Consider the following 23,097-nt stretch of genomic DNA (forward strand, 5'->3'; position numbering starts at 1 on the left):
TTCGGTTATTGCTTAAATGACCGAATTTGCAAATATAAAACTGAATGAAGATACTATTACTCGAAGATGATTTTACTTTATCTAAAGAAATCTCCGCATTTTTTACCACAAAAGGATTCGAGTGTTTCCCTTATTATGATGGTTCTTTGTTGTTGAAAAAGTATTTTCCGTACGAATATGATTTAATTGTTCTTGATATCAATGTTCCCGGAGCTAACGGAATTGATGTTTGCAAGGGTATTCGTGAGGTTGATAAAAAAACTCCCATTATTATGCTGACGGCTTTTAGCGAAATAGACGATAAATTATCTTCTTTTGATAGCGGCGCCGATGATTACCTGGTAAAGCCTTTTCATTTTAAGGAATTGTATGCCCGAATCTCTTCTTTGTTACGACGAAAAGATATTCCGCAGCAGATGGAGAAAAAGATCACGATTCAGGATTTAGAAATTTTAGAAGATGATATGAAGGTTTTTCGTTCAGGCGAAGAAATCAAACTTACTCCTAAGGAATTTAAACTGATTTTGATTTTGGCTCATGCCAAAGGAAAAGTGCTGTCGAAACAGTTTATAGCCGAAAAACTTTGGGATTATCATATCGAAACGAATCAGAATACGATTGAGGTTTATATTAATTTTTTGAGGAAAAAAATTGATAAAGACCACGAAACAAAACTTATCCGAACCAAAGTAGGTTACGGATATTATTTGAGCGATCAGGAATGACATTAAAAAACCGGATATCACTTTTAGTAAGTTTATTATTTACAATCCTTTTTGGGTTGGCTTCTACTTTGATATTTGTTTTGTATTCTAATTTTAGAAAGGATGAGTTTAGGGATCGTCTTGAAATTAAGGCGCTTTCTAACATTAAACTTCTTGTAAATGTAAAAGAAATCGACAATCAGCTTTTGAAAATGATTGATCAAAACTCGATTAATAAATTGTATGATGAGAAAACGCTGGTTTTTGATTCTAATTACAAACTGATTTATAGTAGTATTGATGATGCAAAAATTAAATGGTCGATTGATGATTTAAAGTATTTAAAAAAGAATAAGACTTTTTTTAAAAAACAAGGAAATTACGAGGTTTACGGTGTTTTTTATGATACCAAAGACAGGGATTTTTATGCTTTAATTTCGGCAACGGATAATTTTGGTCAGCGAAGATTGCTGTTTTTAAGATATACTCTAATAGTATCTTATATTTTTTTTACATGTATTTGCTGGGTAGTTACTTCTATTACTGTAAAAAAGTTGATGAGTCCGCTGAATACTTTTCATCAAAAAATAAAAAACATCAACGAAAATAATCTTGATACTCGTGTAGAGTCTAAAAGAAATAAGGATGAAATTGACTTGATTGCCAATGAATTCAATTTTATGATGGATAGAATTGAAATCTCTTATCAAAGACAAAAGGAATTTACCGCAAATGCTTCTCACGAACTTAGAACTCCTTTGTCGAGAATTACTTCTCAGATAGAAAACGTAATTGCTGATACTAAAACAAGTGATGAACGAAAAAGTTTTTTAAAGAACATTTTATCTGATGTAAATCAATTGACAGAATTAATTAATTCGTTGTTGATTTTATCTAAAATAGACAACAAAAATCATGAAAACAACGAAGTTCATCGTATGGATGAGATATTGTTTTCGGCGATTGAGAATCTGAATAAAACATATCCAGAATTTGTTATTTTATTTGACATAGAAGAAAATGATAATTTAGATGTTGCTTTAGAAATAAAAGGCAATAAAAATTTGTTGGAGATTGCTTTAAGCAATGTGCTAAAAAATGCTTGTGTTTACTCAGACAACAAACAAGCTAAAGTTGTTATTAGTACTCAGGATAACAACCTTATTATTTCCGTTTCTAATACGGGAGAAACTTTAAACGAAGAGGAACAAAAAAATCTTTTTCAACCTTTTATGCGTGGCAAAAATTCTAAAGGAACTTCAGGTTTTGGCCTTGGACTACGTATAGTTCAGCGTATTTTAACACTTCATAATGCATCTATAACCTACAGTGTTCCAAAGATTAACACGAATTTATTTCAATTATTTTTTCATTTATAAATTATTTTAAGGTATTTTTAAGGTAGATTTTAAGGTGTCTTAAAGTCTGGTGATAGCATATTTGTATAATTAAAAATAATACAATGAGAAAACTCTGTGCATTCCTACTTGTACTTCTCGGTCCTGTAGTTTTGGCTCAAAAAACAGTCACCCTTCAAGACTGTGAAAGCCAATTTCTTAAAAACAACCTCTTTTTGCTGGCATCACAATACAATATCGATGCTTCGAAAGCGCTAACAATTCAGGCGAAAATTTGGGACAATCCATCGCTTACAGCAGAATTGAATGCTTACAATCCTGAAAGGAATCAATACTTTGATATTGGAAAACAGGGACAAAAAGCTTTTGGAATCGAGCAGCTAATTTATCTTGGCGGAAAAAAGCGCAACGAAATTAAGCTAGCGCAAACCAATGAACAATTGGCCGAGTTACAGTTTAATGATTTACTGAGAACTTTAAAACTACAACTGCGAAAAAGCTTTTTTACGGTTTACTACAACAAAAAAAGTCTTGAAACCACAGACAATCAGCTTACTCATATCGAGGACTTGATCAACTCCTATTCTGTTCAGGTTCAAAAAGGTAATATTCCTTTAAGAGACCTTGTTCGTTTGCAATCGCTCTACCTGAATTTTAAAAACGAGCGTATGGAAGTTGTGAATGAAAATATTGAGGAACAAGCGAATTTAAAGCTATTGCTAAATTCAGCTGAAAATGTTACCCCAGAAGTTTCTAAAGAAGAGTTTAATAAATATCTCGTGACAATTCCTTTTGATCTTAAATTATTTCAGGATGATGCGATTGCCAATCGTCCGGATTATTTAGCCAAGCAAAAGGATATCGAAGCGAATGAAATCAATGTAAAATGGCAAAAAGCACTTGCTGTTCCTGATATTACTGTTGGTGCGAATTACGATCAACGTAGTGGAGCATTTAACAGGGAAGCCAATTTAACGCTTGGAATTCCGCTACCACTTTGGAACAAAAACAAAGGGAATATAAAATATGCGAAAACCATTTTAGAACAATCAAAAGTTGAAAAACAAAATTTTGACTTGCAATTGCAAACCGAAATTACTTCGGCATGGAATAAATGGGATGAATCCCGTAAAAACTATGTGGTGATAAAACCTACTGTTAATTCTGACTTCGAAGCGGTTTATAACGGAATTCTGACCAACTTTCAGAAACGAAATATCAGTTTATTAGAATTTACTGATTTTATGGAAAGCTACAATCAGGCTTCGATTCAGGTTAATGAATTAAAGAAAAAAGTAGTGCTTTCAGGCGAAGAACTAAATAGTACCATCAACAAAGACTTATTCTAAAACTAAACAAAATGAAATATAAACTAATTATAGGAATTGCACTCGTGAGTTTATCAATCGCAAGCTGCAAAAAGGAAGTCGAAAATCCTGATACTAACACCTCTTTTGCTTTAAGCGATGCCATGCTAAAGACAACTACAACGGCAGAAGCGCAAACTCAACCGGTAAAAAATGTATTGAGTTTTTACGGAAAAATCACGGCCGATAATAATAAAATGATCGACGTTTACCCACTTGTTGGCGGAAACGTAATTAAAGTAAATGTAGAGCTTGGAGATTATGTTAAAAAAGGACAGGTTCTGGCAACTATAAAAAGTACTGATATTGCTGATTTTGAAAAACAATCTATCGATGCGAAAAATGATTTATTGGTAGCAAAAAATCAATTGAAAGTAGCTCAGGAATTATTTGACGGAAAATTAAATTCTGAAAGTGATGTTCTTCAGGCAAAATCTGAAGTAAACAAAGCACAATCTCAATTAAGTAAAGTTCAGGAAACCTATAAAATCTATAATATCAAGGCAGGTTCTATTTATGAAGTAACAGCTCCTATTAGCGGTTTTATCATTCAAAAAAGTATCAATCAGGATATGCTTTTAAGAAACGATCGTTCTGAAAACATCTTTGATATTGCTGAAATCAGCGAAGTTTGGGCATTGGCCAACATTAATGAAATTGACATTAATAAAGTAAAATTAGGTATCGATGCTGATGTTACTACGCTGAGTTATCCTGAAAAAGTTTTTAAAGGAAAAGTCGATAAAATCTTCAACGTTATCGATCCGGAAACCAAAGCAATGCAGGCACGTATAAAATTAGACAATCCCGGTTATATGCTAAAACCTGATATGAATGCTAATATTAAGCTTTCTTACAGCGAAGGAGAGTCTATGATAGCCGTACCTAGTAAAGCAATTGTTTTTGATAAAAGTAAAAACTTTGTTATGATTTTTAAAGATCGTAATAACATTGAGACTAGACAAGTAGACGTATACAGAGTGGTTGGCGAAACAACTTATATCTCTAAAGGATTAAAAGAAAATGAAAAAGTAATTACCAATAATCAGTTATTTATTTATCGCGCACTAAACGAATAATTAAATGGGGAAATCTGTAAAAATATTGAGTTTTGCAACGTTATTTATTTCAATACTATCCTTTTCGCAAGAAACAGATTCGATACGAAAATATAGTCTGAAATTTCAAATGACCTCTATCTACCAATATCACCCAGCTTTTCATGCCGATTATTCAGGAACAAATAGTATGTCTCCGGAAGACGAAGGCGCTTTATCATTAACATCAACTTTATATCTTGATGTTCCGCTGTGGAAAGGTGCAACCATAACTTTTAATCCTGAAATGTCAGGAGGAGAAGGTTTGTCTCAGGCCAAAGGACTAGGTGGTTTTCCTAACGGAGAAACTTTTAGAATTGGAGATTCCAAGCCAGTAGTTTACGTAGCCAGAATGCTTTTAGAACAAAAGTTTCAATTTAAAAATAATAGATCGTTACAATTGGTTTTCGGGAAATTTGGACTCTCAGACTATTTCGATAACAATACTTATTCTCACGATCCTAGAACACAATTTTTAAACTGGGCATTAATGACATACGGAGCTTGGGATTATGCGGCAAACACACGAGGATATACAGATGGTTTATATGCTAACTATCAATTTGACAGCTGGCAGGTTCGGGCTTCTTTAAGTGCTTTACCTACTTATGCCAATGGTCCAAATGTTGAGTTTAGCTTTAAAGATTCTAATGCTATAAATCTCGAAATTGAGAAAAAGATAGTATTTAAAAACAATGATACCAGTACAATTAAACTATTAGGATATCGAAATGTGGCTGGAATGGGAAATTATGACGAAGCTAATTCAAATTTTGTAACTACTCCTGATATCAAAAGTACAAGGCAAAACGGTCGTACTAAATATGGTATTGGTTTAAATATGGATTATACACATGGAGATAACTGGGGTCTTTTTGCAAGAATGAGTTACAATGATGGTAAAAACGAAACCTGGGCATTTACAGAAATTGACAGATCGGCGCAATTAGGTGCTAGTTTACAAGGAAAAATGTGGAACCGTCCGGATGATTTTGCCGGCATTGCTGTAGTAGCAAACGGATTATCAAACCCACATGAAAAATACCAAAAATTAGGAGGAAATGGTTTTATGATTGGTGACGGAAATTTAAATTATGGAGTAGAACAAATCGTAGAAGTTTTCTATTCGTTTTTAGTGCCTAACACACATATCACGCTTTCGCCAGATTATCAGTTTGCCATGAATCCCGGATATAATAAAGATCGCGGGCCGATTCAGTTTTTTGCATTACGATTCCATACAGAGTTCTAAGCTTAAAATGAAAATATAATTTAAAAAATAAAAAATCATCATTTAAAATACTTTTTAAAATGAACAAATTCATAAGAAATATTATTGCTTTTTCGCTTAAGAACAAAGCGTTTACCTTTTTCTGGGTAGGATTATTGGCAGTCGCCGGGTTTATTTCTTTCAAAAATATGCCTATCGATGCCTTTCCTGATGTAACCAACACTCAAATTATTATCATCACACAATGGAACGGAAAAAGTGCCGAAGAAGTTGAACGTTTTGTAACCTCTCCTATCGAGATCTCCATGAACTCGGTACAAAAAAAGACCAGCGTTCGTAGTATTACGATGTTTGGTTTATCGGTTATTAAAATTATTTTTGATGATGGTGTCGATGATACTTTTGCGCGTCTTCAGGTCAATAATTTATTAAAAAATGTCTCCCTTCCGGATGATGTCGAACCAGATGTTCAGCCTCCTTATGGTCCTACGGGCGAAATTTTCAGATATATTGTAAAAAGCGATAGCAGAGACAGTAGAGAATTGCTAACCTATCAAAACTGGGTTATCGACAAACAACTCCGTTCTGTTCCCGGTGTTGCCGATTTAAATGTTTTTGGAGGTCAAACTAAAACCTACGAAGTAGGTGTTGATCCTATAAAATTAGCAAAATACAACATTACACCGCTTCAGGTTTATAATGCCGTAAACGGAGGAAACCTGAATGTTGGTGGAGATATTATCGAAAAAAACGGTCAGGCTTTCGTGGTTCGCGGGGTTGGACTTTTAAAATCAATTCAGGATATCGAAAATATTATCGTAGACGATGCTAACGGAAACCCAATTTTAGTCAAGAATTTAGCGACAGTTTATGAAAGTGCTATGCCACGAGTTGGTCAAACTGGTTTGGCTAAAAATGATGACGTTGTCGAAGGTATTATTGTAATGCGAAAAGGAGAAAATCCGCAGGAAACATTAGCCTTGATTAAAGCTAAAATAAAAGACCTGAACGATAATGTTCTTCCAAAAGACATCAAATTGGTGACTTTTTACGATCGTGATAATTTGATGAATTTTACGACCGAAACTGTAATGCACAATTTATTCGAAGGAATTATTCTGGTTACCTGCGTCGTGTTTCTTTTCATGGCCGACTGGAGAACTACTTTTACCGTTTCGATTGTTATACCGTTATCCTTATTATTCGCGTTTCTATGTCTAAAAATGATGGGAATGAGCGCCAACTTACTGAGTTTAGGTGCGGTCGATTTCGGGATTATAATTGATGGTGCCGTCGTTATGGTCGAAGGTTTATTTGTAGTATTAGATCATCGGGCGCATCAATTGGGTATGACGGCTTATAATAAAATTGCCAAAGGAAGTTTGATTAAGAAAACCGGAGCCGAAATGGGTAAAGCCATCTTTTTCTCTAAATTAATCATTATAACCGCCTTATTGCCAATATTCTCGTTCCAGAAAGTCGAAGGAAAAATGTTCTCTCCCCTGGCCTATACTTTAGGTTTTGCTTTAATGGGTGCGTTACTTTTTACCTTGACATTAGTTCCTGTTTTATCGCACATTCTTTTAAATAAAAATGTAAAAGAAAAAAACAATCCGTTTGTTAATTTCTGGAATCGAATTGTAAGCAAAAGTTTCGCCTGGACATTCAAACATAAAGTACAAACCCTTATTGGTTCGATTTCGCTTTTGGCAGTTGTGTTTTTCTCTGCTACATTTTTAGGAACAGAGTTTTTACCACAATTAAATGAAGGAGCTTTATGGGTAACCGCCGAATTACCAATGAGTACGTCATTGCCGGAAAGTGTCAAAACTGCGGCGATTATTAGAAAAGATCTCGAAAGTTTTCCTGAAGTAAAAAATGTTTTATCGCAAACCGGAAGAAGTAATGACGGAACGGATCCTAATGGTTTCGGATTTATACAGCTTCAGGTTGATTTAAAACCAAAATCAGAATGGAAACGAAAAATAAGTATGGATGATTTAATTAATCAAATGGATGAAAAGCTAAAAGTTCACCAGGGAATTACGTATAATTATTCGCAACCCGTAATTGATAACGTAGCCGAATCTGTAGCAGGATTTAAGGCTTCAAATGCCGTAAAAATTTATGGAGATGATCTTGATAAACTAGATGAATTGTCGAATGAAGTTTTAGCTCAGATAAAAAATATTCCAGGTATAAAAGATGCCGGAATTCTACGAAATGTTGGTCAGCCGGAAATTAGCGTTGTACTCGACAGAGATAAAATGGCGGCTTATGGCGTAACCTTAAGTGATGCGCAAGCCGTTTTGGAATTAGCTTTTGGAGGAAAAACAGCAACTGAAAAGTACGAAGATGACAAAAAATTCGATGTCAGAGTTCGTTTTTCTAAAGAATACCGTAAAGACGAAAATGATATTGCCGAACTTAAAGTTCCTACCATCAGCGGAATTAAAATTCCTTTAAAAGAAATTTGTGACTTAAAAACCATTACGGGGCCTGCATTCATTTACAGAGACAATACCAAACGTTTTATTGGAGTAAAATTCTCTGTTCGTGATCGAGATTTAGGTAGTACCATTGCCGAGGCACAAGCAAAAGTCGCTAAAATGAAATTGCCAACAGGATATACCGTAGGCTGGACTGGTGAATTTGAAAATCAGGTTCGTGCCAGCGCTCGTTTAGCTCAGGTTGTACCTATCAGTTTAATTGGGATATTTGTTCTCTTATTTATTCTATTCGGAAATATTAAAGATTCATTGTTGGTTTTAGCCAATGTTCCGTTTGCAATTATCGGAGGAATTATCGCTTTGCATCTTACCAGAATGAATTTCGGAATCTCGGCAGGTGTTGGTTTTATTGCCTTGCTAGGAATTTGTATTCAAAACGGAGTGATTCTGATATCCGAATTTCATCATAATTTAAAAGCAAAATTCACACTCGAAGAATCTATATTTATGGGCGTAAAAGCCAGAACAAGAGCCGTAGTAATGACTGCGCTTATGGCGTCTATAGGTTTAATGCCAGCAGCAATTTCAACCGGAATTGGTTCTGAATCTCAAAAACCATTAGCCATTGTGATTATCGGAGGATTAATTACAGCCACCGTGTTAACGCTTCTGGTATTCCCTATTATCTTCTGGGTGTTCAACAGAAAAAAAGATATTCCAATCGAATAACAATATTTAAGATAGATTAATTGGTTAAATTAATTTGATTAGGTTTGAAAGAAAAAAGCATCATTATTTTTAATGGTGCTTTTTTTAATTTCGATAACTATTAGTTCACTATATTGCGTACTATTTTTATTACATACAAAACCCTTATGAAATACGTTTATTTTCTAGTTGCCTTATTTTTTATCTCGTTTCTTGCTTCAGTAATTAATCCAAAAGAAGGATTTACTTGTTTTCTTGAAGTCATTCCGGCTATTATTGGTTTTCTGGTTTTAGCTTTTACTTTTAAAAAATTCCGATTTACCAATTTTACTTATACCCTGATCTTAATTCATTGTATCATTTTGTTCATTGGCGGACATTATACGTATGCCGAAGTTCCGTTTTTTGATTATATCAAAGAAGTTTTTCATCAAAGCAGAAATAACTATGATAAAGTAGGTCATTTTGCACAGGGTTTAGTGCCGGCAATGATCATAAGAGAATTATTTATTCGTAAAAAAGTAATCAGTAATCAAAGTTTTTTCAACTTTATTATAGTATCCATTTGTCTTGCTATAAGTGCAACGTACGAATTTATCGAATGGTTTGTATCGATCGCAACCGGAGATGGCGGCGATGCGTTTTTAGGAACTCAGGGTTATGTCTGGGACACACAATCTGATATGCTTTTTGCGACTATTGGTGCAATTACAGGATTGATTCTACTCTCTAAAATACAAAATAAAGGAATTCAAAAAATAGACTTTTAAGAATCATCTATTTTTTTAGGAGCTATTTCCCGCTGTCCTTCCAAATCTTTTGCTTTTTAAAGAAAAAAGCAAAAGGATTTTCCCTCCCATCGAGGCTAAAAATAATCCAATAAAAAAACGACCTACTGCTCAATGAAGGTCGTTTTTGTATACTAACTCAAAACTAGATTTAAACTTTTATTTTATGTCTTTCAAAAGAGCAATAGCCTCTGCTGCATTTGATAGTTGTGCATATTTTAAAGCTGTAAATCCTTTATCATTTCTAACAGATGCATTTGCTCCGTTTGCTAATAAAACTTTTATAATCTCTACTTTGTTGTAGCGTGCCGCTATCATTAATGGAGACAAATCCTCAGATAATTGGTTTACGTCAGCTCCGTATTCTATTAATTTTTTAACAAATTCAAGATCTCCTTTACTAACTGCCACATTTAGTGGAGTTGAAAAACTGTGTACGATTTCCATTTGTGGTTGTACAAATGATGTTTGATTTGATGCCATTGAAACATTTGCAAATGCTACTAAAGCTACTCCTAAATAAATGATTGAATTTTTCATAATGATTGATTGTTGATTGATTAATGATGATTTTTAATTTCTATGTAAATGTAATTCTATTTCTTGTATTATGCATAACAAAGTACCATGTTTTAACTAATTCTTAACTTTCGAGTAACAAACGCCGTATAAAGGTAAAATCTATGTTACTTCAAGTAAGCTTCTATACAATAGACGCCATAATATCAAAAATGTTACAGTGAAATAGAAATTAATTAAAAAAAACTTCAAAAAAATTTTAATATCATAAATCCAAGACTTTAGTTTTTTTTAACTTTACTTAATATAACGCCTCTAAAATGAGCTTGTTATATCACATCCAAAAACAAAAAAAAAATTAATAACCTTTAAATTATAAATTATGGGAATCATCAAAAAAATTCTGGTAATCCTGATCCTGATTCTGGCTATTGTTCTGGTTGCAGCTTATTTTATGCCTAAGAATTATGCTGTCGAAAGAGAAATAACCATAAACAAACCTGTTGATAGTGTTTTTAACTATGTAAAATATTTAAAAAACCAAAACGAATTTAGCGTTTGGGCTAACATTGATCCGAAAATGAAAGTAACCTATTCAGGAAATGACGGAGCTGTGGGTTCAAAATCAGCCTGGGAAAGTGACGTAAAAGAAGTTGGCGTTGGCGAACAGGAAATTACCAATATAACAGAAGGTAAACGCATTGATTTTGCTTTACGTTTCAAAAAACCAATGGAAGATACCGCTGTGGGATTCATGTCAACAGAAACTGTTGCGGGAAATCAAACTAAAGTAAAATGGGGAATTAGTGGCGTTATCCCCTACCCGATGAATATCATGCTGCCCATGATGAAAATGGATCAGATGATTGGTAACGATTTACAAAAAGGTCTTGAAAATCTAAAAGATAAACTAGAAGAATAATCTACACATTTTTAAAAATAAAAAAGCATCAGTTACAACTGATGCTTTTTTGTTATTCTTATTTTGCGTTTTTTAACATTGCGATAGATTCAGTTGCTTTTGCGTACTCTGCATAATGTATTGCTCGCAAACCTTTTTCATTCTCGATCCTTGGATTAGCGCCACTAGCCAATAAAATTTCAACAATTTCAAATTTATTAAAACGGGCTGCCAGCATTAACGGTGACATATCCCTAATCACCTTATTGAGATTGGCTCCGTATGCAATTAATTTTTTAACACTTTCAATGTCTCCCGCACATACGGCGTAATGTAGAGATGATACTTCATAGGCAGGAGAATCGATTGGATCTTTTACTACTTGCCTGATATTCGATGCATTTAATACGCTTGTAGACATAGCTAGCGCTACAGCTAAAATAATTACTGATTTTTTCATGTTGATTGATGATTATATGATTGATGATAAAATTAAATTAATGCTAAAATGACATTTTTAATTTTTTTGATTACTCTATTAGTCTCCCAAACAATCAAATAAGTTACACTCAAATGCAAAAAAAATAAAAATAAAAAAACGCAACCCGAATAAACTCCACATTGCATTTCTCTTTACTTCTTTTTTTTTAACTTTTCTATCAATTTACACAAAAAGAAAATGCCTTGCTATTAGTATAACAAGGCATTTTTATTTTAATAAACTTATGATTTAAATATTCACTTAAACCAAAAAATTATTCTTTATTCTTAAGATATTCAATTACATTTTTTTCGATACGCTGATCAATATTAGCGATATCTGCTTTTACGAATTTCTCTCCTAAAATATTTTCATATAATTCAATATATCTTTCAGAAACTGATTCTATATAAGCATCTGTCATATCAGGAATTTGTTGTCCGTCCTGACCCTGAAAACCATTTTCAATCAACCAACGACGTACAAATTCTTTTGATAATTGTTTTTGTTCTTCGCCTTTATCTTGTCTTTCCTGATATCCGTCAGCATAGAAATAACGAGAAGAATCTGGTGTGTGAATTTCATCAATTAAAACAATAACGCCATCTTTTGTTTTACCAAATTCGTATTTTGTATCTACTAAAATTAATCCGCGTTCAGCAGCAATTTCAGTTCCTCTCTGAAACAAATCGCGTGTATATTTTTCTAAAACAATATAATCTTCTTCAGTAACAATTCCTTTGGCCAAAATATCTTCACGAGAAATATCTTCGTCATGAGAACCATTATCCGCTTTTGTAGTTGGCGTAATAATTGGTTCAGGAAATTTATCATTTTCCTTCAATCCTTCAGCCATTGTTACACCGCAAATTTGTCTTTTTCCTGCAGCATATTCACGAGCAGCATGTCCTGAAACATAACCACGAATCACCATTTCTACTTTAAAAGGCTCACATAAATGTCCAACAGCAACATTAGGATCCGGAGTTGCAATCAACCAGTTTGGTACAATATCTTCAGTTAATTCCATAAATCTGGTCGCGATCTGATTTAAGATTTGCCCTTTATACGGAATACCTTTTGGTAAAACCACATCAAAAGCCGAAAGTCTGTCTGTTGCTACCATTACCAAAAGCTCGTCGTTTATGTTGTAAACTTCTCTCACCTTTCCGCGGTAAACTGATTTCTGATCTGGAAAATTAAAATTTGTAGTTGTGATTGTATTGCTCATTATTGTTAGTTGTCTTGTTTTTTATGAATGCAAATTTAAAACTAATTAAAAGAGCAAGCAAGTTTTTTAGTCGCAGTTTACAGGCGCAGTTTGCAGTCGCAGTTTTCAGTCTCAGTATTCAGTCGTGCTTAATATATAAGTATACATTTAAAGTGCTCGCTTGAACTTTGTCAAAGTTTTAAACTTTGACAAAGTTTCTGTGATGTTTCAAAAATATTCAATCAACTACGTTACGCCATGACTGAATACTGAGACTGTAAACTGTAAACTGAGACTGAGACTGAGACTGAATACTGCGACTGCGACTGTAAACTTATTTAACAAGCGTCGAATTAAACAAATTCAAAATTCTGCTGTATTCGTCAATCCAGGAATACGTTTCTTTAAAACCGTGTGATTCAACAGGGAAAGATGCTAAACTCCAGTTTTTCTTTTGTAACTCAATAAAACGTTGCGATAAACGAACGATGTCTTTATATTCTACGTTGTCGTCTACCATTCCGTGTAACATTACCAGATTTCCTTTTAAATTATCAGCATAATAAATAGGAGAGCTTTTTTTGTACGCTTCAGGATCAGTTTCCGGGAAATTCAAAATATTTCCTGTGTATCCGTGATTATAATGTGCCCAATCTGTAACAGAACGCAATGCTGCACCTGAAGCAAATTCACCAGGAGTCGTTAGCATTCCCATTAAAGTAATGAATCCACCATAAGAACCACCGTAGATGCCTACTCTATTAGCGTCGATTCCGTATTTTTCTACTAATACTTTTTTCCCGTCAAGATGATCAGACAAATCTTTTCCTCCCATAAAACGGTAAATACCAGTTCTAAAATCACGTCCGTAACCATCACTTCCTCTATAATCGATATCCAAAACAGTATAACCTAAATCGGTCAGCATGTTATGAAACATATATTCTCTATAATAGTTACTCCAATAATTGTGAGCATTCTGCAAATAACCCGCACCGTGAACAAAAATCACCGCTGCTTTATTGGCGTTTTCAGTTTTTGGAGTATATAATCTCGCATTTACAGGAGTTCCGTCTTGTGCTTTAAATGTAATAACCTCAGGTTCTCTCCATTTATAGCTTTTAAAACTTTCTGATTGAGATGAAGAAATTTGCTGTAAAGTGGTGTTCTTTTTATTATCAGCTATATAAAAATCCCAAGGAATATTTTTATACGAATAACGAACTAAAAGTGATTTTTCGTCAGGAGAAACTACTACTTCGTGTGCACCGTCTTTTGTTAAAATTGGTTCTAAAGCGCCGCCGGTAGAAGCTAATTTATAAAAGTTTCTATTTCCCGGATGTGTTGTATTTGTCGTCAAATAAAATGCTTTTTTATCCTTAGATAAAGTCACATCACGAACTTCCCAATTTCCGCTGGTTAATTGCGTTTTCTTACCTGATTTTAAATTATAAGTATACAAATGAGAATATCTCGTAGCTTCTGACTGAAAATAAAGGGTCTCATTATCTGCCAGAAAACCTAAAATTCCCGAATCAAAAGAATACGACGGGATTCCAGGACCAGCAATCCAGGCGTCGTCATGTTGATATTCTATTTCTTTAAACGTTCCATTGTCAAGATTTAAACTTACCAGCCATCTGTCTTTATTGTCCTGACTTCTGATTTCTACAATTGCCAAAGATCCGTCTTCGTTATAAACAGGTGCCTGACTTGTAATTAGCTTATCTTCTTTTGCTTTATTTTTTAAACTATCATACGACTCATAATACTTTGGAGCATCCTGAATATGACTTAAGCTCGAAAAATTCACATAGTAAACAGTATCTTTTGCAACAGAATAAATTCCGAATTTAGTTTTTACAAAATTTGACGTTGATACTTTTTCTTTGGTATCCGGAGTTTTATTATAACCATCATCTGTTATAAAAACTTCCATTTTTTCTTTTTTAACCTCTGGTTCTTCAACTAAACTAAAAGTCGCGAAATTTCCGTTTGGATTTGCTTTTAGATTGTAGAAATTATCTTTTCCATAAAAATATTCTTTAGCAAAATCAGATTTTACCGCTTTGGTTTTAGCAAGATTCCATTCTTTCTTGGCTGCTGCATCTCGAATAAACTGAAATAATTCTTTTTGCTGCGTCTTTAAAAAAGAATCTTTTTCCTCAGTTTTATCTTTTTTAGTTCCTTTATTAAAGTTGGTTATTTGCAGAACCGTTCCTTCTTTTGTATCATATTTGAAGATATTATCATTTTGCTCAAAAAATAATATTCCTGTCGTTGCTCCCAATTCAAGATTAGAAATTGGCGTACTTTGCTGAATGATTTTCTTGATCGCTTTTGTGCTGATTTTATATGAATACAAGCCTCCTTTGTCTACATAATAAACAACATCTGAATTTGTTTTTCTTTTAAAATCCTGTTTAGAAAATGCAGCTTCTTTTGGATCAACCAAAACCGGTTTTGCTGCTCCTTTTTGCCAGGAATAAGTACTTGCGCCTAATTCGTCTTTAGGATTCCATTCAAAATAAACTTTTTTACCATCCAGAGACCAGCGTCCGTTTGTGGGTTGATTTCCAATAAAAGATTCGCCTTTCATTATTTCTTCTAATTTCAATGTTTGGCTTTTGCCCGAAATTGAAAGAATTAAAAAGGCAAGGATAAAAATGTTTTTTGTCATGGTATTAGTTTTTTTGATCTAACAAAAATACACTTTGAGAATTATTAAAAAAATGTTTTTACTATTTGCTTGCGAAATTCTTTGCGTAATATTCAAATAACAAAAAAAATCCTTGAAGAATAATCTTCAAGGATCCTAATTTTATTAAAAGTTTAAAAATAGATTTTTAAACTGATACTCTGATTTATAAAAATTTGTTGCCTTTAATTAGCTGGCAACAGATTCTTTATTCAAAATTTTTGAAGCTAGATATTCCGCCACGCCATCTTCTGCATTGGTTTTAATCACTTCCAGATTAGGCAGGGTTTCTTTTAATAATGCCGGAGCATTTCCCATGATTAAACCTTTTCCTGAAGCCGATAACATTTGCACATCATTAAAACCATCTCCAAAAGAAATTGCCTGATCCAGCGTAAATCCTTTTTTCTCCAGCACTCTCTCGATCGCCACTGCTTTATCAATAGATTTATCCATGAATTCTAAGCAAGTTGGCAAACTAAAAGCATGATGCAAATGTTCTGACGAATGAGCCAAAATATCGTCTTTTAGTTTGACTAATTTTTCGTGATCATCACATGAAAAGAAAATTTTAATGGCACCAAAATCTTCCAGGTTTTTATAATCTACCAATTCAGGATGGTATTTTAAATCTGCCTGAAAAGCATTTAGTTTTTCGCTCCATTTATTGGTTTGCCAAACATTTTCTTTAAATAAAACTACCGTGATTTCTGGATCAATTTCTACATTTAAGGCTGCTTTTACAACGTCGCTGTCTAAATTAAAAGCAAATAATTCTTCTTTTTCAGGTGAATGTATTCTCGCTCCGTTTGAGCTTACCAAATAAACCGGAACTTCAAGAGTTTCGATAATCGCCATCGCGTCAAGATGATGACGTCCTGTAGCGACTACAATAAGATAATTTTGATTGTGAAGTTCCTGAAAAATTGATTTAGTATAATCTGAAATTCTATGCTGTGGGTTGAGTAAAGTTCCGTCCAGGTCACTTACTACAACTTTTATATTTTTTAATTTTGTCATATTAAAGGTCAAATATTTTTGATGCACAAATTTACGGCTTTACCGCTAGAAGAGCAAAGATAAAAAGGCTTTAAAGCTTAAATTGTAATAAGTTTATTATTTATTTAACTATTTGCTTAACTATTGCTTTTTTATAAATTAAATTTTGACAATGCCCGTTTTATATAAATTTATAGCTTTCTGTATTATGCTTTCAATTTGTTGCAACGGCAAATCTTCATCAGTATTTAGTAACATAATTTTCATTCTTGAACGGTTTTCCTGAATCAAAAAAACTTCATCAAAATGCTTTCCTTCAACAATTGCTAAATAAGGTTGTTTGATTTTTTTGTGCATCCATAAATAGCAGAACATTTTGCCTTTATAACAAAAAAAAGGCATTCCGTATTTTAAAGTATTGGTAATATCAGGATCTTGTTTTAGAATAATTTGTTTCAATGCAAGAAATATTCCTTTTACAGGTTCTTCTTGTTTTAAGTAAAAATCATCTAATTGCTTCATTTTTAATACCTACGTCACACTAAAATTTACCTCAATTCATTTTTTTTTCTACCAATATTTAATGCCTAATGGCGCAGAGCATCTAAAACTATAATTCTTTTATAGATATCTTGTCTAACATTAATCAAAAAAATATTCGTTTTATACAATCCTTATAAAGATATGTATAAAACGAATATCATTAAACATCAAAACACATTTTACGATTTACATTTGACATTTACAAAAATTAAAAACTTAATCGTGATTTTCTATTTGTTTATAAGCATCGATTACCTTTTTCACTAATCTGTGACGTACAATATCTTTATCATCAAGATAAATAATACCAATACCATCAACGTCTTTCAAAACCAGAATTGCTTCTTTCAGACCAGAAATAGTTCTGCGTGGTAAATCGACCTGTCCCGGATCACCCGTAATCATGAATTTGGCATTTTTTCCCATACGGGTCAAAAACATTTTCATTTGCGAATGCGTCGTGTTTTGTGCTTCATCCAGAATTACGAAGGCATTATCAAGCGTACGACCACGCATAAAAGCCAATGGTGCAATTTGAATAATTCCTTTTAAAATGTAATCTTCGAGCTTTTCGTTGGGTAACATATCGCGCAAAGCATCATAAAGTGGCTGCATGTACGGATCAAGTTTTTCTTTCATATCACCAGGTAAAAAACCAAGATTTTCTCCTGCTTCTACTGCTGGTCGTGTTAATATGATCCTTTTTACTTCTTTATCTTTAAGTGCTTTAACGGCCATTGCGACACCCGTGTACGTTTTTCCGGTTCCTGCCGGACCAACTGCAAATACCATATCATTTTTTTTGATGGTATCTACCAATAACTGCTGGTTAGGCGTCATTGCTTTTATTATTTTACCGCCAACTCCATGAACTAATATTTTGTCATGGTCTAATGATTTTCTTTCATCCTGACCATCACTCATAATTACACGTTCAATTACATTATCGTCAATGTTGTTGTATCGGGTAAAGTGAAGCATAAGCCTCTGAAATCTTTTTTCGAATTCATCTAAAACTTCTTTTTCGCCAAATGCTTTCAAAGTCGTCCCTCTCGCTACTATTTTAAGCTTTGGGTAGTACTTTTTAATTATTTCAAGATGAGTGTCTTGAGCGCCCCAAAAGTCTTTTGGAGCGATGTCTATTAGCTCGATAATTCTTTCGTTCAAATGAGATAAATTTAAATTAAAAATAAATTTGTTTTGTAAATCTATTGCTGTCGGGTATTTTTTTAGTTTATCATTTACGATCGCAATCGCAGTTTTTAATATTGATTAAAATTTACTTAAAATTTTAAGTAAAATCAGGTTTTTATTAAAAGACTGAAAACTGAAACCGCAAACTGGGACTACTATATACGTTTACTATAATTTTATCGCAATTTGTCTTTTCTTTCTTTCAATTTGCATTTAGTATTCTTAGATTTGCATTTCTCAAATTTAATGAAAATTAGATTTATATACTACCAATAGTTATAAACAAAATTATGTCAATAATTACCCTTACTACCGATTACGGCTTAAAGGACCACTTTGTTGGTTCGCTTAAGGGTAAAATTTTATCTGAGTATCCAGAAGCTACAATTGTTGATATTTCGCACGACGTTGATCCTTTCAATAATGCAGAGGCAAGTTATATCGTTGGGGCATCTTATTTAAGTTTTCCTAAAGGTACCGTGCATTTAATTGGCGTAGATATTGAGCGCAATAAAGAAAATCAACACATTGCCATGCAATGGAACGATCATTACTTTATATGTGCCGATAATGGAATTTTAAGTATGCTTACGCAGAAAATTGTTCCGCAAAAAATTGTTGCCATCAACATACACGATCGTTTCCCTAAGGAATCAAGCGATCTGGATATTTTTATACAAGTTGCATGCCACATTTCTAAAGGCGGCTTACTAAATGTTATTGGAAAAGAAATCACAGAAATCAAACAAATTACCGAATTGCAACCTGTTATTGCAGCCGATGCCGGTTCGATAAAAGGATACGTGATTTACATTGATCATTTTGGAAACGTGGTGACTAATATTTCTAAAAAACAATTTTTAGAAATTTCCCGAGGACGCCCTTATGAAATCGTAATGAAACCAAGAAGCATCAAAACAATTTTACCTAATTATTCTGCTATTGCGAGTTCCGACAAGTATCCTATAAAAACTTATGAAGGAGAAAAACTGGCTATTTTTAATGAAGCCGGATTTCTTGAAATTGCCATTTTTAGAAGCAATCCTTCTAAAGTAGGTTCTGCGAATAGTTTATTGGGATTAAATTACCGAGATGTAATTACGATTAAATTCAACTAAAATTTTAGAATTTAGATTAAATAGCTCGCAGATTTCACAATTTTATACTCGCGTGATATTGTCTTTCCATTTAGAAATAAAAAAAATAATCAATTACATTATAAACATAGCTCGTGGTTTCAACCACGGGAACGTATTATATATAGCAACATATCTTAAGTACATTGCATCGTCGTGGTTGAAACCACGGACTATATTTGAATATTATATTTATTAGAATCTGAAAAAACGATGATTTTATAATATTTTACTTTTTCCTAAAAAGAACCGTCAATTTTGGTATTTTTGCGCACCTGAAGTAATTTTAGATTCAAAAAAAATCTAAAATCTAAAATCAGCAATCTAAAATTATAATATGTTTGTTAGAATAGTAAAAATGAGTTTTCACGAGGAAAAAATTCCGGACTTTCTGGAAAATTTCGAAAGTGTGAAAGACAAAATACGAAATGCAGAAGGAAATCGTTTTTTAGAATTGTATCAGGACAAAAATGACAAATGCATCTTTTTTACTTATAGTTATTGGGAAACCGAAGAAGATTTAGAAAATTACAGACAATCCGAGCTTTTTAATACGGTTTGGAGTTTTACAAAGCAATTTTTCAATGCAAAACCGGAAGCGTGGAGCGTGGATAAATTGGTCTCTTTAGCTTAAAATTAGTTATTGCTGAATCTGAAAATAGAAATGACTTAACCGCAAAGAACGCAAAGATAATATTCAAGCTTTTTGAAAAACAAAAAGTTCGCAAAGCTAAAAACCGAAACAAAAAACAATTAAACATTAAAAATGCCTTTAAAAAGATGTTCTAATCAAAGTGGTTCTTTAGAAGATTTCTATTCTGAAGTAGCATCTTCAAGCAATACAACTTTATCAAAAATTGGTAAATCGATGCTTGAAGTTGTTAACTTGATTGATAAAACATTCGTTGATACAAAAGTTTTTGGATTAACTTCTCATGAAAATCTTTTACTTTTTTCAGAAGACAACTGGATGTCTGATTGGTATATTGTAATTACTCCAAGCGGACTAGAAGAATATGACCTCGAATACAAAATGACAAAAGAGAGTCAGCCATGGGAAAATGCCTTCGTAAAAGGAGGGACAAAATCTCTTGAAAAGTTCAAAGATCTTATTATAATTGCCATGATTGAAAGCAAAGGATGGCACGAAAGTGAAGAGCTTAAGACATTACACAAACAAATTAAAATCAATCGATAATATTTTAAATAAAATAATCTTTTAAGTTATAAGTTTGCAAAAGAAACCTGAAACAAGAAAAACTTGAAACAAAAATAAGTTACATGAAATCAATCATTTTACGGGAAATAAAATCCTTTTTTGGCTCTCCTATTGGCTATTTGGTCATTGCTATTTTCTTAATTAGCAACGGACTATTTTTATGGGTATTCGAAGGAGACTATAATATACTAAATTCCGGTTACGCAGATCTGACTCCGTTTTTTACATTAGCGCCATGGATTTTAATTTTTCTGATTCCGGCGGTTACAATGAGGAGTTTCTCTGACGAAAAAAAGCAAGGAACATTAGAATTGCTTTTAACCAAACCATTATCAGTTTGGGAAATTGTAAACGGAAAATTCTTCGGTTCCCTCCTATTGATTATTTTGGCTATTATTCCAACATTTATATATGTAAAGGTAATTTCTAATTTGGGTTCTCCTGAAGGAAACATCGATATGGGAAGTACGATTGGTTCATATTTTGGGTTATTATTTCTTATTGCAGCCTATTCAGCAATTGGGATTTTCACTTCTACCCTGTCCGAAAATCAGATTGTCGCTTTTATCATCGCGGTTTTTCTATGTTTTATCTTTTATTTCGGATTCGAAGGTTTGGCAACATTAATTCCGGGATATTCTACTATTATTTCGGCTTTGGGTATGCAGGATCACTTTAAAAGTATGAGTCGGGGTGTGATTGATACTCGTGATGTTATTTATTTTCTAAGCATTACAGTATTATTCCTGTCTATTACCGTTTATCAATTAAAATCTTTTAAAGCGTAATGAAAGCATCTACTCAACAAAATATCAAAACGTTAGGTATAACCGTTTTTGTTTTAATCGTTTTAAATGTTCTAGGAAGTTTATTTTTCCACCGATTTGATTTAACCAAAGACAAACGATATACTTTATCCGAAACTTCTTTGCAGATCATAAAACAGGTTAAAAATCCGTTATCGATCAAGATTTACATGCAAGGCGATTTGCCGGCAGATTTTAAACGCCTGCAACAGGAAACGAGACAATTACTTGAAGAATTTCAGGCCTATAACCGTAATATTGTTTTTGAATTCGTGAATCCGCTAGAAAACGGAGAAGACAACATGGATGTTATAAAATCTCTGTATCAAAAAGGTCTTACCCCTATAAACATTACTGTTGACGATAAAGGAAAGCAATCTCAGGCAATGGTTTTCCCGTGGGCTATTGCGGTTTACAATAATAAAGAAGTTAATATTCCTTTATTGAAAAATATAATGGGCGCTTCGACTACACAAAAAGTTATCGGATCGATCCAGCATTTAGAATATTCTATTGCAGATGCTATCAATAAAATCAGCAAAGACAGGCAAAGAAAAGTTGCTATTATAAAAGGAAACGGAGAATTAAACGAAGTACATATTGCTAAAATGCTAATGCAAATTCGCGAAAGCTATTACATTGGGCCTTTTACTTTAGATTCTGTAGCGAAAAATCCAACAGGAACTTTAGATGCATTAAAAAAATACGATTTAGCGATTATTTCAAAGCCAACACAAACTTTTTCTGATGAAGAAAAACAAGTTCTGGATCAGTTTATCATGAACGGTGGAAAAACCTTATGGCTAATCGATCAGGTTGCGGCAGATATGGATAGCTTGTACAATCAATCAGGGGCGACATTAGCGTATCCGAGAGATTTGAATCTGAATGATATGTTCTTTAAATACGGATTCAGAATAAATCCTGATCTGGTAAAAGACGAACGTGGAAGCAAATTAAAACTAGCTACAGGAGAACAAGGAAGCGCAACACAATACCAGGAATTTATCTGGAAATTTGCTCCTGTTGTAGTGCCAACAAGCAATAATCCTATTGTGAAAAATTTAGGTGAAATTAAATTTGATTTTGCGAGTCCGATTGATACTTTGAAAAACGGAATTAAAAAAACAGTTTTATTGCAATCGTCTCAATATTCGAAAGTAGTTGGAACGCCAACCGAAATAAATTTAAATAGCGTAACCGAGAAAACTTCGCCTCAGGATTATATCAATAAAGGAAACATTCCTCTTTCAGTTTTATTAGAAGGCTCTTTCCATTCGGCTTTTGAGAATCGTGTTTTGCCTTTTAAAGAAAGTTCTTTTATTGCAAAAGGAAAGCCAAACAAGATGATTGTAATTGCAGATGGTGATTTGGCCAGAAATCAATTAGACAAAAATATGATGCCCGTAGAATTAGGTTACGATCAGCGTACAGGCAACTTATACGACAATAAAGATTTTATGATGAATTGCATTAATTATTTGTTGGATGATACCGGACTTATTAACATTAGAAGCAAAGATGTCAGCTTACCTTTATTAGACAGAGAGAAAGTTTACAACAATTACAGCCTGACTCAATTCATAACTATCGGACTTCCAATTCTAATATTATTAGTTTTTGGATTGGCTTTTACTTACATCCGAAAAAGAAAATACAGCAAATAGATGTTAATAAAAAAATTGCGA

Annotated in this window: 20 protein-coding genes; 13 read left to right on the forward strand and 7 right to left on the reverse strand. The window is 33.1% G+C overall.

What is annotated here, in order from left to right; genetic code table 11:
* The first annotated feature begins 44 nt into the window (after window positions 1-44).
* From L0669_RS17465 to L0669_RS17495, 7 genes are all read left to right on the forward strand, one after another.
* Window positions 45-725, forward strand: a complete 681-nt coding sequence (locus L0669_RS17465; RefSeq protein ID WP_263759060.1) for a response regulator transcription factor — start codon at window positions 45-47, stop codon at window positions 723-725.
* Complete coding sequence (locus L0669_RS17470; RefSeq protein ID WP_263759062.1) at window positions 722-2,083, forward strand: HAMP domain-containing sensor histidine kinase; 1,362 nt, start codon at window positions 722-724, stop codon at window positions 2,081-2,083. Before L0669_RS17465 ends, L0669_RS17470 begins: the two co-directional genes overlap by 4 nt.
* 83 nt (window positions 2,084-2,166) lie before the next feature.
* A complete protein-coding gene (locus L0669_RS17475) occupies window positions 2,167-3,411 on the forward strand; it encodes a TolC family protein (RefSeq protein WP_263759064.1) in 1,245 nt (414 codons plus the stop codon).
* 11 nt (window positions 3,412-3,422) lie between these two features.
* Window positions 3,423-4,508 (forward strand): efflux RND transporter periplasmic adaptor subunit, encoded by a 1,086-nt coding sequence (locus L0669_RS17480; protein WP_263759065.1) that lies wholly within the window; start codon window positions 3,423-3,425, stop codon window positions 4,506-4,508.
* A 4-nt stretch (window positions 4,509-4,512) separates the two neighbouring features.
* A complete protein-coding gene (locus L0669_RS17485) occupies window positions 4,513-5,778 on the forward strand; it encodes a carbohydrate porin (RefSeq protein ID WP_263759067.1) in 1,266 nt (421 codons plus the stop codon).
* Between the two features lie 59 nt (window positions 5,779-5,837).
* A complete protein-coding gene (locus L0669_RS17490) occupies window positions 5,838-8,936 on the forward strand; it encodes an efflux RND transporter permease subunit (protein WP_263759069.1) in 3,099 nt (1,032 codons plus the stop codon).
* Window positions 8,937-9,082: 146 nt separating this feature from the next.
* Window positions 9,083-9,685 carry a DUF2238 domain-containing protein gene (locus L0669_RS17495; protein WP_263759070.1) on the forward strand — a complete coding sequence of 201 codons (603 nt, stop codon included), beginning with the start codon at window positions 9,083-9,085 and terminating at the stop codon, window positions 9,683-9,685.
* Window positions 9,686-9,862: 177 nt separating this feature from the next.
* On the opposite strand, the gene L0669_RS17500 is transcribed toward L0669_RS17495, so the two are convergent.
* Entirely contained in the window at window positions 9,863-10,243 is a 381-nt protein-coding gene (locus L0669_RS17500) for an ankyrin repeat domain-containing protein (RefSeq protein WP_173972991.1), read from the reverse strand.
* Between the two features lie 361 nt (window positions 10,244-10,604).
* On the opposite strand from L0669_RS17500, the gene L0669_RS17505 reads away from it, so the two are divergent.
* Complete coding sequence (locus L0669_RS17505) at window positions 10,605-11,144, forward strand: SRPBCC family protein (RefSeq protein ID WP_173972992.1); 540 nt, start codon at window positions 10,605-10,607, stop codon at window positions 11,142-11,144.
* A 58-nt stretch (window positions 11,145-11,202) separates the two neighbouring features.
* On the opposite strand, the gene L0669_RS17510 is transcribed toward L0669_RS17505, so the two are convergent.
* The 6 genes from L0669_RS17510 to L0669_RS17535 all read right to left on the reverse strand — a co-directional run bounded on the left by L0669_RS17510 (window position 11,203) and on the right by L0669_RS17535 (window position 18,221).
* Window positions 11,203-11,583: an ankyrin repeat domain-containing protein gene (locus tag L0669_RS17510; RefSeq protein ID WP_263759072.1), complete on the reverse strand. Its 381-nt coding sequence runs from the start codon at window positions 11,581-11,583 to the stop codon at window positions 11,203-11,205.
* A gap of 295 nt (window positions 11,584-11,878) precedes the next feature.
* Window positions 11,879-12,835, reverse strand: a complete 957-nt coding sequence (locus L0669_RS17515; RefSeq protein WP_263759074.1) for a phosphoribosylaminoimidazolesuccinocarboxamide synthase — start codon at window positions 12,833-12,835, stop codon at window positions 11,879-11,881.
* A gap of 313 nt (window positions 12,836-13,148) precedes the next feature.
* Window positions 13,149-15,494, reverse strand: a complete 2,346-nt coding sequence (locus L0669_RS17520) for a S9 family peptidase (RefSeq protein WP_263759075.1) — start codon at window positions 15,492-15,494, stop codon at window positions 13,149-13,151.
* Window positions 15,495-15,701: 207 nt separating this feature from the next.
* Complete coding sequence (locus tag L0669_RS17525) at window positions 15,702-16,532, reverse strand: Cof-type HAD-IIB family hydrolase (protein WP_173972996.1); 831 nt, start codon at window positions 16,530-16,532, stop codon at window positions 15,702-15,704.
* A 138-nt stretch (window positions 16,533-16,670) separates the two neighbouring features.
* The gene (locus L0669_RS17530) at window positions 16,671-17,033 is read right to left on the reverse strand and encodes a DUF1801 domain-containing protein (RefSeq protein ID WP_263759076.1); all 363 of its coding nucleotides are present in this window, start codon (window positions 17,031-17,033) and stop codon (window positions 16,671-16,673) included.
* Window positions 17,034-17,270: 237 nt separating this feature from the next.
* A complete protein-coding gene (locus L0669_RS17535; protein WP_072958604.1) occupies window positions 17,271-18,221 on the reverse strand; it encodes a PhoH family protein in 951 nt (316 codons plus the stop codon).
* A 317-nt stretch (window positions 18,222-18,538) separates the two neighbouring features.
* Between L0669_RS17535 and L0669_RS17540 the strand changes: the two genes are divergently transcribed.
* From L0669_RS17540 to gldG, 5 genes are all read left to right on the forward strand, one after another.
* Entirely contained in the window at window positions 18,539-19,366 is an 828-nt protein-coding gene (locus L0669_RS17540; protein ID WP_173972998.1) for an SAM hydrolase/SAM-dependent halogenase family protein, read from the forward strand.
* Between the two features lie 355 nt (window positions 19,367-19,721).
* The gene (locus tag L0669_RS17545) at window positions 19,722-20,018 is read left to right on the forward strand and encodes a putative quinol monooxygenase (RefSeq protein ID WP_263759077.1); all 297 of its coding nucleotides are present in this window, start codon (window positions 19,722-19,724) and stop codon (window positions 20,016-20,018) included.
* A gap of 132 nt (window positions 20,019-20,150) precedes the next feature.
* Window positions 20,151-20,582, forward strand: coding sequence for a hypothetical protein (locus L0669_RS17550; RefSeq protein WP_263759078.1), 432 nt, complete (start codon window positions 20,151-20,153; stop codon window positions 20,580-20,582).
* Window positions 20,583-20,665: 83 nt separating this feature from the next.
* The gene (gldF, locus tag L0669_RS17555; protein ID WP_263759079.1) at window positions 20,666-21,391 is read left to right on the forward strand and encodes a gliding motility-associated ABC transporter permease subunit GldF; all 726 of its coding nucleotides are present in this window, start codon (window positions 20,666-20,668) and stop codon (window positions 21,389-21,391) included.
* Window positions 21,391-23,076, forward strand: coding sequence for a gliding motility-associated ABC transporter substrate-binding protein GldG (gene gldG, locus L0669_RS17560; RefSeq protein WP_263759080.1), 1,686 nt, complete (start codon window positions 21,391-21,393; stop codon window positions 23,074-23,076). The genes gldF and gldG overlap by 1 nt, the downstream gene beginning before the upstream one ends.
* Window positions 23,077-23,097: the final 21 nt, after the last annotated feature.

Origin of the sequence: Flavobacterium bizetiae, assembly GCF_024271895.1 — a bacterium.
GTDB classification, from domain to species: Bacteria; Bacteroidota; Bacteroidia; order Flavobacteriales; family Flavobacteriaceae; genus Flavobacterium; species Flavobacterium bizetiae.